At 47.0% G+C, this 11,692-nt stretch carries 14 protein-coding genes; 10 read left to right on the plus strand and 4 right to left on the minus strand.

The annotated features are described in order from the left end of the window. Positions 1-141 precede the first annotated feature (141 nt). Positions 142-747 carry a hypothetical protein gene (locus J0895_RS13615; protein ID WP_207088626.1) on the plus strand — a complete coding sequence of 202 codons (606 nt, stop codon included), beginning with the start codon at positions 142-144 and terminating at the stop codon, positions 745-747. Between the two features lie 42 nt (positions 748-789). Here the strand turns inward: J0895_RS13615 and J0895_RS13620 are convergent, their stop codons facing one another. Next, positions 790-2,295, minus strand: a complete 1,506-nt coding sequence (locus tag J0895_RS13620) for a TrkH family potassium uptake protein (RefSeq protein WP_340643512.1) — start codon at positions 2,293-2,295, stop codon at positions 790-792. 18 nt (positions 2,296-2,313) lie between these two features. Beyond that, positions 2,314-2,775 (minus strand): potassium channel family protein, encoded by a 462-nt coding sequence (locus J0895_RS13625; RefSeq protein ID WP_242541285.1) that lies wholly within the window; start codon positions 2,773-2,775, stop codon positions 2,314-2,316. Between the two features lie 242 nt (positions 2,776-3,017). On the opposite strand from J0895_RS13625, the gene J0895_RS13630 reads away from it, so the two are divergent. The 3 genes from J0895_RS13630 to thyX all read left to right on the plus strand — a co-directional run bounded on the left by J0895_RS13630 (position 3,018) and on the right by thyX (position 7,277). After that, positions 3,018-3,857, plus strand: coding sequence for an Npun_R2479 family HD domain-containing metalloprotein (locus J0895_RS13630; protein WP_207088628.1), 840 nt, complete (start codon positions 3,018-3,020; stop codon positions 3,855-3,857). Positions 3,858-4,088: 231 nt separating this feature from the next. After that, positions 4,089-5,744 (plus strand): thymidylate synthase, encoded by a 1,656-nt coding sequence (locus J0895_RS13635; protein WP_207088629.1) that lies wholly within the window; start codon positions 4,089-4,091, stop codon positions 5,742-5,744. A 135-nt stretch (positions 5,745-5,879) separates the two neighbouring features. Beyond that, complete coding sequence (gene thyX, locus J0895_RS13640) at positions 5,880-7,277, plus strand: FAD-dependent thymidylate synthase (RefSeq protein WP_207088630.1); 1,398 nt, start codon at positions 5,880-5,882, stop codon at positions 7,275-7,277. Positions 7,278-7,310: 33 nt separating this feature from the next. On the opposite strand, the gene dut is transcribed toward thyX, so the two are convergent. Further along, entirely contained in the window at positions 7,311-7,742 is a 432-nt protein-coding gene (gene dut, locus J0895_RS13645) for a dUTP diphosphatase (protein WP_207088631.1), read from the minus strand. 236 nt (positions 7,743-7,978) lie between these two features. Here dut and J0895_RS13650 point away from each other — a divergent pair, with 236 nt between their 5' ends. Beyond that, positions 7,979-8,269, plus strand: a complete 291-nt coding sequence (locus J0895_RS13650) for a DUF2442 domain-containing protein (RefSeq protein WP_207088632.1) — start codon at positions 7,979-7,981, stop codon at positions 8,267-8,269. Positions 8,270-8,352: 83 nt separating this feature from the next. Further along, positions 8,353-8,895, plus strand: coding sequence for a deoxycytidylate deaminase (locus J0895_RS13655; protein WP_207088633.1), 543 nt, complete (start codon positions 8,353-8,355; stop codon positions 8,893-8,895). Between the two features lie 52 nt (positions 8,896-8,947). Here the strand turns inward: J0895_RS13655 and J0895_RS13660 are convergent, their stop codons facing one another. After that, entirely contained in the window at positions 8,948-9,484 is a 537-nt protein-coding gene (locus J0895_RS13660) for a P-loop NTPase family protein (protein ID WP_207088634.1), read from the minus strand. Positions 9,485-9,705: 221 nt separating this feature from the next. On the opposite strand from J0895_RS13660, the gene J0895_RS13665 reads away from it, so the two are divergent. From J0895_RS13665 to J0895_RS13680, 4 genes are all read left to right on the plus strand, one after another. Continuing rightward, positions 9,706-10,341: an adenylate kinase gene (locus tag J0895_RS13665; protein WP_340643513.1), complete on the plus strand. Its 636-nt coding sequence runs from the start codon at positions 9,706-9,708 to the stop codon at positions 10,339-10,341. Continuing rightward, positions 10,338-11,072, plus strand: coding sequence for a ribonuclease PH (gene rph, locus J0895_RS13670; protein WP_207088635.1), 735 nt, complete (start codon positions 10,338-10,340; stop codon positions 11,070-11,072). The genes J0895_RS13665 and rph overlap by 4 nt, the downstream gene beginning before the upstream one ends. Before the next feature lie 133 nt (positions 11,073-11,205). Then, the gene (locus tag J0895_RS13675; RefSeq protein ID WP_207088636.1) at positions 11,206-11,406 is read left to right on the plus strand and encodes a hypothetical protein; all 201 of its coding nucleotides are present in this window, start codon (positions 11,206-11,208) and stop codon (positions 11,404-11,406) included. A 32-nt stretch (positions 11,407-11,438) separates the two neighbouring features. Then, a partial coding sequence (locus J0895_RS13680; protein ID WP_207088637.1) for a nucleotidyltransferase family protein occupies positions 11,439-11,692 on the plus strand: 254 nt, incomplete at its 3' end.

The following is an 11,692-nucleotide window of genomic DNA, read 5'->3' on the forward strand; positions in this document are numbered from 1 at the left end:
AATCGAAGATTGGATAGACCAACTGCCTAACCCCACAGAACAAGACTCTGCCCATTAACATGGGCGCGAAAGGGTTCGCTACATCCCACGCTTAAAAGACGTGGGTTTTGCTCCCCTCTCGAACTCTCCCGCTCTATAATTATGAACAAATCAAAAAAACGGATGTTGGTCTGCACCGCAGTCGCCCTATTATCCGGTGCCTTGGGTTCATTTTGGGGGGGGCAAATGCGGTGGCTGGCCCATACCCAACAGTGCAATACGAGTGATTATGTTTGGTTAAATACCTTGTGCCGAGTGCAACAGAGCCCCGCGATGTTCAAAGGTGGTACCGCTGGATTGTGGACTGGGACGATTTTGGGGGCCTTTCTTGCGGGAATTGCCACTCGCCACCCCAAGGGGAAAAGCCTGACGGGACAGGGAAATCCAGAAGTCTCTGGAGGAGAAGGGGACCGGCTGGAGTTAGAGGGGTTAACCCCGGAACAACTGGCACAGGTGCGGGAGTTGATTGCCCTGCTGAAAACTCAACCGGCGGATTTGACCCAGGGTTCAGGAGGACCGAAGGCGATCGCCTCCAAACCCGTCAGTCTGATGGAATTTCAGCAGTGGCTAAGTGCGGTAGCCCAGTTCCAGGAAATCTCCCCTCTCACCCCACTCCAGGCGCGGCATTTGTTGCATGAACTGGGATTTTCTGACGAGGCGATCGCCCAGGCGCAAGTCTCCCTCTCCCAACCCATAGAACGACCCTAAAACCGCCTCAGCTTCGATGTTTCCCCCTTTGATTTTTTCACACTAAAACCTCAAAAGGCTGGCCTTAATCCCCGAAATAAGGGAGCCTAAGAGCAACATCACCGGGATAATCTCCAGTCGCCCCATCCACATCAACAAAATTAACACCAGCTTCCCACCCCATTGCAAATCGGGATGGGAGATTCCCGTAGATAAACCCACCCCACTGAGTGCGGAAGCGGCTTCAAAAATCGTATCGCTTAATTGGTATCCCTCCGGAACCAGATGGTTTAAAACGATCACCCCAACGCCCAACCAGCTCATCCAGAGTACCGCCAAAATTGCCGCTTTTTCAATCTGTCGATAGGCTTGCGCTTGCCCAAAGGATTTACCATCTAACTGATAGCGCATGAGTTGATGGGGTCGCAGAGAAATCCGGCGAAAGTGCCACACTACTCCTTTATAAAGGGTCAGGACCCGCTTGATTTTCAGTCCGCCCACTGTGGACCCAGCAGCACCTCCGATCACCATTGCTACAGTTAATAACACTTTGGCACTGTTACTCCAGGTTTCCACATCAGCGGTGTTAAAGCCACAAGTGGTCAAGGCAGAGACCCATTGAAATGCACTGTCAATCCAAAGTAGGGACCCGTGAAACCAATAGTTTTCTAACAACAAGACGAGTACGCCTACCCCTAAAAGTAGCCAGAGGGCGCGATATTCTTCCCGGTTCCACAATACAGAGAAATGCCGATCGCGCAGCAGGCGATCGTGAATCGCAAAGCCGATCGCCCCGGCAATCATCATCGGCACAATCGCCAGTTGAATCACTGGAGAATAAGCGCTAATATTCTCCCCCGTCACATCAAAACCCCCAGTGGAAATGACCGTCAATCCATGATTGAGCGCTTCCCACCAAGGCATTCCCAGTACCCCCAATCCCCCAATGCAAACCCCGGTGTAGATCAGATAAATTTTCCAAATTCGACGCACAGTTCCGGTGACGGTCAAGGCAATTCGCTTACTGCGTCCTTCAGCGTTGTAGAGTTTAAACGGTTCTATGGTGGGGTCGAGCACGCACAGCATCAAGACGATCGTTCCGACTCCCCCAATCCATTGCATAAAGGAACGCCACCATTGCAACGAGTAAGGCAGTTCCCGGGAGTTGAGGGCCATCGTCAATCCGGTACTGGTAAAGCCGGAAAAGGCTTCAAAAATAGCATTCCAGGGATTTTGAAACCGGACCAGGGTATCGGAGACATCTGAGAGTAAGGCCAAATGGGAGGCAACTGCCACAAACGGAATCGCACCCACCAAGGGAATTAAGGCCCAACTCAGGGCCACTGTAATCATGGCATGACGCAGGTGCGCTTGTTCGCTATACTGCTGAACGCTGCGATAAAGGAGTTGACCGATGCCAAAAGACACAATGCTGGTCAACAAAAAAGCGGAGATCGCATAAAACTCCTGAAATGCAACACAAACCCAGATGGAGACCAATGCCATCCCTCCGGGGATATGCAGCATTAAACCCACATCCCGCAGAATTGTCTTCGTATATGCCCGCACCTTAATCCATCTCTCATGTTATGGTTCCTTAACCATGCTATAGAGATGTTGGGCGATAATCACCTCGGGGTTGACCAACGCCTGCACCCCCAGTTTTTCAAACAGTCCTTGATGGCACGATTGGTTAACCCGACTAATCAGGATCTTAATTCCGCAGTCTTTCCCCAGAAACATTGTCATCAGGTTCACCGAATCATCGCCGGTGGTGGCAACCAACACATCGGCTTTGTCGGCTTGAGCTTCCTCCAATATCCCCCCGATCGCAATATCTCCATGAAAGACTTCCACATCATATTTTTCCACTATCTTGCGGGCGCGTTCCTCCGATGCCTCGATGATGGCTACCTTGTGACCGTCATTCAGGGCTAATTCCGCTAAACTAGAGCCGGACGGCCCCGCACCAACGATAATAAAATACATCCGCTTGATGGCGATCTCTCCTTTGTAAATCCAGGGTAAGGCCCCTTCCAGCTCAAACAAACCAGTGGTCTGGAGGGACAATTAACATTAATATTATGGGTAAAGACAAGGGAGATTGACATTTCACTAGAGTCACGAGTTGGGTGGTCGTCCCAACTCCCCCTGACCCTGTAGAGTGGAGTAAACCCTAACAGCAACACACAAGGTCCACAGAACACCAAGGGCGATCGAACTAACGGGACCCGGGCGAAACTTTTCCCACTCCTACCCTATAGCCTGCCTTGATAGCGAAACCAAGGGATATGTACAGCATCACACAGATATTAATTTCCGATTTTGTTAAAAAACTCCGCGAAGGCTATTCCCGAATGTATGGCGGACTTAAGCCCGACTATGCCGATATTATTGCCTGGGCCGGAGGCATGGCTTTAGAGAATATTGCCAACAGTGACGCTCTCTATCATAATGTCGAGCATACCATCTTGGTTACCCTCGTCGGGCAGGAAATTCTCCGAGGTAAACATATCCGCGAAGGCGGGGTTTCTTGTGAAGATTGGCTGCATTTCACCATTTCTTTGTTATGTCATGATATTGGCTATGTCAAGGGGGTTTGCCTAGACGATAGTGAAGGATTGTATGCCACCGGCATCGATGGTAGAATGGTCGCGCTCGATCCGGGCTGCACTGACGCCAGTTTGACTCCCTATCACGTCGATCGCGGTAAATTGTTTATTGAAGAACGCTTTGGCGGCCATACTTTAATCAATTCTGAAGAAATTAAACTCAATATTGAACTGACTCGTTTTCCGGTTCCGGCAGAGGCTGATCACCAAGATACGGTTCACTATCCCGGTTTAGTTCGGGCGGCAGATTTAATCGGTCAACTCAGTGATCCTCGCTATCTCAAGAAGATTTCTGGGTTATTTTATGAGTTTGAAGAAACGGGGTTTAATCAAAAGGTGGGCTATCGAAATCCGGGAGACTTGAGAAAGAATTATCCTAAATTTTATTGGGGAGTTGTTCATCAATATATTAAGGATGGGTTGAGTTGTCTGGAGTTGACTCAACAGGGAAAACAAATTATTGCTAATCTTTATGCCAATGTGTTTGTAGTCGAACATGAACCCCCCAAGCCAGAATAAGGGAGTCCAAAAAAATAAATTATCCAAGTTCTGCCGTGAAAAACCTGACTCTGACGCTGCGCAGGCAGGCGAGCTCCGCGAGTGCCCCACCGTTAACGGGTGTGGGTTTTGGGTATTTTATTTTTTGGAGTTCCCTAAATGTCCATTTATAGGGTGGGGTTATCTCGATTATTCTAATCTCCGCTTGACCGAAAATTATCCGAAGTCATCAAAGAAAAAAGGTTTATAAAAATGTTTAGAAATACCACTCAGGCGTTCTATGCCGAACTTAAAGCACTCTTAGCATCCAAGGAAACGATTGTCTGGCGGGGTGTAAAACTCAAATCCGGGCGATCGCGATGGGTAAAAATCACCTCTCCCCGCGAACGAGTTGATATCATTCCTCATCTCAACTCTAATATCTTTGCTCAAATTGCCGCAACCTTTTGGGAAATGGCCGGTCGTCAAGACTTAAGATTCTTATATCACTATTTACCCCAATCCCTGGACTTTTTTGCAGAGAAACCCTTCCCAGGTCTTAGGGATGATTTGCATGAAAAACCCTGGCATCTCAACCCCAAAATCCAAAAAGTTGTCCAACTTTTAAACAGTGATTCGAGTAGCTGCGATGCGGTGATTAACTTATCGTACCCTCAATTAAAAAACACAGAACATCCCGGAAATTTTGCTCAGAATTGGATGCAATTTTTAATCAGAAACGGTGAACTGCATCTGAATGTTTGCCTTCAGTCTAATGATATTTTGGCAGGAACTTCCGGAGTCAATCCCTTTGGATTGAGCATTATTCAGGAGGCAGTCGCCTATTGGACAGGGACCCAAGTGGGTGAATTTTGTTGCTTCATCAGCGAATTGCATCTGCGCGATCGCCACTCTCAGCAAGCGCAACATATCCTAGACTCCCTCACCCCCAAAACCTTGTATGAGTTCGGATTTACACCCCCTCAATTTACTACCCCATTGGCCGAAATTGATAGAACCTTATCCCAGTGGGTTGAGTTAGAACATAAAATGCGCCAAGGGTCATTGACAGTCTTGGATGAACTCAAGGATATCCCCGATGAGTTAGTCAGAAATAGTTTAGAAGTTTTGTACATTTACAATCGCCATCTTCAGGGAGATAATCCCCAACAAATTGCCGACTTAATCGCCAACTTACCCACCCACGACTTCAAAATTGCCGTAATCGAGTATTTTTCTCGCCTCTGGAACAACCGCGAAGTAATTCCCTTACAAACCCAGGAAAAAGACTACTTCGATTATCTTTGGCAAACCCAAAATATAACCGAGTTTTACTCCTTCTCAAGCATATTCGAGTTATTAAGCATACTCCACTACAAGAAAACCCTAGTCTATAAAAATAGCTGGAAAAAACACGGAGAAGCCCTCGGCGTATTTGCTGGAATTTCCCGCAAATACGACCGCCTCGAAACCATGTTCACCGAAAATGTCAAACCCACTGCGGATGAATCTGTACTGGATACCTTTGCCGATTTAGCGGTTTATTCCACCAAATATTTAACCTATCTTGCGGAACATTATCCTGAAATGTTTCAAGACTTCATTCAACCCGATTCAGCAGCAGAAACCTTACAAACCTATTGGCATAATGAAGGATTCGACCCCACCTCTAAACTGTTAACTCAAAGGTATCAATCCTCCGACCAATGGCAGCAGATATCCACCTATCAAGGCTGTTTTGAAGCGATTCGAGATGCTTATAAAGAATTAGAGGATATTTTCGTCAATAACGATTGGAGAGTCAGCGATCGCCGCAAATGTAGCTTATCGGCAGACTTGGCGATCGTTTCTCTGCACTATCTCGTCCTGGCATCCCAACAGGAACCGGAGAATTTCCAAAAATTTGCCGAGGCGATCGCAAATTTGTAAGTGTCCGATGACAGCAATCCATGATAGGATAAAAAATTTGGCAAATCCGAACGAGAACCCGGGAAGGGCAACCCAACAGTAATACGGAATGGGGGATTCCCCCAGGCGAAGCCATTCAGAAGTTAGGGATAAATCATGGATCGATTTCGAGTAGAAGTAATTACCAAAACCCCAAATCCTCAGCAGGTTATTTATGCAGCAATGCACCAAGACTATAGCGAGGGATTTGTTTATGACGACCACGATTCTTGGCCCTCCGAATCCAAATGTGGTGAACTCATCGTTAAGCGTCTGTTAGCCGGAGAACGGGGCCATTATGGACCGATTGAACACGTAGGAATTGTGTTAAATTGTGGCTTTTTTCCCCATAGCGTCATGCAGCAAATTCGCACCCATCGCGTCGGAATTTCATTCGATGTACAGTGTTTAGCGGGTAACACTGAGGTGACCTTTGTTCAATCTTCCGGTACCTTGCGTAAAATAAAAATTGCCGAACTTTCCGATTTGTGGGCTAACGGAGAAAAGGCGATTGGTCAACAGTCCATCAAAGGTAGGAATGAGGAACCTCCTGAAGAATATCGCCGGAATTGTAAAACCCGCCTACCAAAAATGCGGTTAAGCGTTCTGAACGAAACCACGGGAGTATTTGAAACAGGCGATCTTAAACAGGTCATTGTAATAGGGATTCAACCCGTTTATCGCATCACCTTAGAGGATGGAAAAACCCTGGATTGCACGACCAATCACCGCTTATTTACCTCCGAAGGATGGCAGAGGATGGTCCAAGCGGTTGGTTTAGTCACGGATCAAGAGGGTCAGGTCCTTGAACTCACTAAATCTTGTGCAGTGATCTCTCAGGACTTACGCATGAACCCTAAATCTGTAGGGGCGATTCGCGAATCGCCTCTACAACAGCAAATTTGTCAAGGGTTTGCTGCCTCGGAAATTTCGGAAAAGTCGCATTATTCTAACCATTTATTACAGGCGCATCCGGTGAAGGTGACTCATGTTGAGTTTTTGGGATGCCAGATGACCTATGATTTAGAAGTAGAAGGCCCTTGGCATAATTTCGTCGCTAATGGAATGGTAGTTCATAACTCGAATCGCTATACGGGTAACCGGATTGTTGATGCAGCAAAAGGCATTCGAGACATTGAAGATGTGTTTTATTTACGTCCCGTTGGCTACTATACCGATCGCCAGGGAAAACGCTATGAATATACCCAACAACAACGCGATCGCGATTTAGCTTGGTGTAACGAAGCAGCCAAACGCTATCAGGTTCTGATTAAAGAAGGGACATCAGAAGAACACGCCCGAGGCATTATTCCCTTTGATGTCCGCCAACACTGGGTTGTCTCCTTCAATGCGCGAAGTCTCATGCACTTACTCGATCTTCGCGCCAAACCTGACGCCCAACTCGAATGCCAAAAACTCTGCGATTTGATTTGGCCGCATTTTCAAGAATGGGTCCCCGCCATAGCAGAATGGTATGAGAAATATCGTCTCAAAAAAGGTCGTTTATCTCCCTAACTTACGGACGGTATAGAGAGACAACCCCTCTCTCTATACCCCCGTTGACCCAAACCCATTTGCACCTCTTCCAGTTGCCATGATTTCCGTAGTCGCCACCTCAATTTCAGGTCTTAAAACTGGAGTAATTGCCATTTGAGCAATTCTCATTCCCTTAACTACCTGAAACTCTTCTTGTCCATGATTGATTAAAATCACCTTAATTTCTCCCCGATACCCTTCATCAATGGTTCCCGGAGTATTCAAAACCGTAATCCCCTGTTTATAAGCTAACCCACTTCTTGGCCTAATTTGTGCTTCCGTCAAAGGCGGTAATTCAATCGCAATTCCCGTTCCAATTAACGAACGTTCTCCCGGATGTAGCGTCACCTCTTCATTCGCCGATAAATCCATTGCTGAATCGTTGTCATGGGCATAAGTTGGAATAATCGCATCCGGATGTAAGGGATAAATTTTTAGTTTCATCTTGGGTGTTTAGTGACCTTCTAACTCAGGCATTTTCTGGGGATCATCTCAATTAGCAATCCACCAGGCAAGCTGGACTGGATGATTTTAATCAATTTTGGGGTAAAAATCAAGAGGTTATTTTCCAGAATAATGGGGTATAAATAACAGTAGTGCGAGCATCTTGCTCGCTGCTTCTAAAAGCGAGCAAGATGCTCGCACTCCCTAATGCCATACATCCTAACAATTGAATTATTATGCCTTATATCATTCAAACCGTTACCCCAGAAACCAATTATCACCTCCGCCTCCTCTACAGGAACGGAACGGTTATTGTTCTTGATTTTGCCCCGATTATTGAGGAAGGAGGAGTCTTTTCCCGATTATCCGATCCAGCCTTCTTTTCACAAGTCAAACGCTCAAAAGACGGTCGATCCATTGAATGGCCGGGAGAAATTGACTTTTGTGCTGATGCCTTATGGTTTCAAGCTCATCCTGATGATAACCCGTTTATTGCTTCATCTTCCGCCGCATCTAAAGCTCTATAAACCGATTATTTTAACCCTAATTATTAGTCTTTTCTTCCCTAAACTGTTACCATAAATAGAAACGATTGGGTAGCTAGAAATTAATGGAACTGGAAGAACTTAGACCCACCTGGGATGAATATTTTATTATGTTGGCAAAATTGGCGGCGATGCGTTCGACTTGCCTTGCTTTTCCCGTGGGTGCAGTGATTGTTAAAAATAAGCAGGTTGTGGCAACAGGTTACAATGGTTCCCCATCAGGTACGGCCCATTGTACTGCCCAGGGCTACTGTTATCCTGGATTGAGTAGCTGTGCAGAAAGTAAGTCTTTGCCTTCTCGGGCGGTTCATGCCGAAGCGAATGCGATCGCCCAAGCGGCTAAACATGGAATTTCCACCGAAGGGTCCAGCATTTATGTCACCCTCGAACCTTGTTTATCTTGCTTAAAATTAATTATTTCGGCAGGAATTCATGAGGTATTTTTCGAGACCGAATTTAACAGTGGAAACAGCCTTTTAGTGCGAGATTCCTTTATTCAGGATGGGTTAGTCACTCTCAAACAAATTCATGTTTCTGAGGCGATCGCCCAAAAAGCCGCTACCTTTTTAATAAACCCAACCTCCGTGGCCACCCAATCCCTTGTCTAAAAGAATTAAGAATTAAGAGTTAACCCCCATTAATTCTTAATTCTTGCCTGTCCTACGGACGATGACTGCGGCGAATTTCAGTGATTTGGTCTGCCAACTCTAAAATCGGTCCGGGCATATTCGGTCCCGTTAAAATAATATCAACGTGACTCGGGCGGTTTTCTAAAAATTCCAACACCTCCGATTCTGGAATCAAGCCAAAACTAATGGCTAAACTCAACTCATCCAGAACCACCAAAGAATATTTCCCTTCAGAAACCACCTGTTGGGTATAGTCCCATAATTTCCGCAGAGAACCGGCCTCAATTTCATCTAACTCTGGGGTATCAATGCAGCGAGGCAGGTCACAACGAACCCAATCCAGGTTTTGTCCGAGTTGAACCGGGGCCTCTGGACCCTGACCAATTCCTCCCTTGAGAAACTGGACCACCAGGACCGGGGTCCCCTGACCCGAAATTCTCAGGGCCTGGGCCATCACACTGGTAAAAAAGTTGCGGTGGCTGCTGGTAAAAACTTGTAGCAACCCGTACACCGCGTAGGGTAGACGACAAGGGTTATCGAGAGTGGGACTTTCAAGCTGTGCAATCATTGTGGCAATATTTCCGAGGGGTGACGAAACTGAAAGGGTAGACCGAGGGACTGCCAGGAAATGAATTCGGGCAATCCAATCAAGTCAATATGTAGTGTAGTGTAACCAGATTATGCCACGAAAAAACACTAAATGTACAAAATCCCGCGAAATGCCCGAGGCGCGGGAACTTTGGTCAAAATTACGGAAAAACTAAGATTTATTCCCTGGGAAGGGGAACAGTGGTAGAGTCTATTTTGGGTCAATATGAGGAGTTTTGTGTCGTGAGATTGGTAATTCTGGGAGGGCCAGGAGCAGGAAAGGGGACCCAGGCGAGTCAGCTATGCAGTCGCCTGAATATTCCTTGCATTTCAACCGGGGAAATCCTGTTTAAGGCGATCGCCGCCCAAACTGAATTAGGCAGGCAGGCGCAACTTTATGCAGAACGCGGGGAACTGGTCCCCGACCCCATCATGATTAAGTTTGTGCGCGAACAGTTAACCCAACCCTATACGGAAAATGGGTGGTTACTCGATGGCTATCCTCGCACTTCTTTCCAAGCGGAAGAACTGGATTTTTTACTGGAATCCTTGCAGCAGACCCTAGATTGGGCAATTTGGCTGAATGTATCCGACTCAGAGTTAATGCGCCGGTCCCTCCAGCGATCGCAAACTCGACCAGAAAGAGGGCGTCCCGATGATGAACCAGAATTCCTGCGCCGTCGGATCCAGTTATTCCGAGAACGCACGATCCCCATCTTGGACTACTACAACTATGGCAATCGCCTCCTCACCATTGACGGCGATCGGCCTCCCGAAGAGATCCAAGAGGAAATTTGGAAAACAGTCAACCCTAACAAAACGCAACCCTCATCATGATTTGGCAGCGTCCCGATGGCCGAAAACCGGCACAACTGCGTCCGATTCGGTTTGAGAAAGACTTTACCCGCTTTGCAAATAGTTCCGTCTTGACCCGTTGTGGCGATACCCAGGTCCTCTGTACCGTCACCATCGAACCCGGAGTCCCCCGATTCCTAGCGAATCAAGGCAGTGGCTGGTTAACGGCAGAATATCGAATGCTTCCCGGTGCCACGCCGCAACGGCAATCCCGAGAATTCATGAAACTGTCGGGACGGACTCAAGAGATTCAACGCCTAATCGGACGTAGTTTACGCGCTGCACTGGATTTAAAAGCACTAGGAGAACGGACGATTCTGATTGATGCTGATGTCCTCCAAGCGGATGCTGGAACCCGTACCACGTCGATTACTGGGGGATTTGTAGCCCTAGCCTTGGCGATCGAGAAACTGGTGCGATCGGGAGAGTTAGAAAAGTCCCCAATTTGTCGCCAAGTCGCCGCTGTTTCGGTGGGGTTATTTGAGGGTGAACCCTATTTGGACCTCAATTACCCGGAAGATGTGGCGGCGGATATTGATTTTAATGTAGTGATGAGCGATCGGCTTGATATTATCGAATTGCAGGGAACTGCTGAAGCTGGCAGTTTTAATCGCACCGAACTCAATCGCATTTTAGATATGGCAGAAACCGGAATTCAGGAATTAGTAACGGCACAAAAACAGGCCATTTACGGGGTGAAAAAGGGGTATTAAAACCCGCACCCATGCATGGTGGGGCTATACGGACAAAGCCCGCCTGCGCGGGCTAAAGAGTACAACGACTTTTGAACGGAGGATTTGGTATAAAATTATCTATCCTTGACTATCAACGGATTAATTGACTCTCATGACTAACGATGAATTGTCTGATGAATATGACTTTTCTCAATTAAGTGGAGGGGTCCAGGGCAAATATGTCGAGCGCTATCGAAAAGGAACGAATTTGGTCCTGCTAGATCCAGATGTAGCGCGCGCTTTCCCCAACCAGGAATCGGTGAATGAAGCCTTGCGGTTGTTAATTCAAATTTCTGAACGTCTACGAGAATAAATCGGCAATCGAGTATGATAATTTGAGAGGATATGGCTATCCAGAAATTGCCTTTAAATCGAGAACTCCCTATCGAACTGCCTCCGGCAAAAATGGCTGAATTTTGTCAGCGATGGAAAGTTGAAGAGTTTTACTTGTTTGGGTCAGTTTTGCGCGAGGATTTTCGACCCGAGAGTGATATTGATGTGATGGTAAAATTTCAGCCTAATGCGGGGTGGGGATTGCTAGAACTCGTGCGGATGAAACGAGAACTGGAAATTTGGCTAGAGCGTCCGGTTGATTTAAT

The sequence above is a fragment of the Phormidium pseudopriestleyi FRX01 genome (assembly GCF_017313335.1).
In the GTDB taxonomy this organism is placed as follows: Bacteria; Cyanobacteriota; Cyanobacteriia; order Cyanobacteriales; family Laspinemataceae; genus Laspinema; species Laspinema pseudopriestleyi.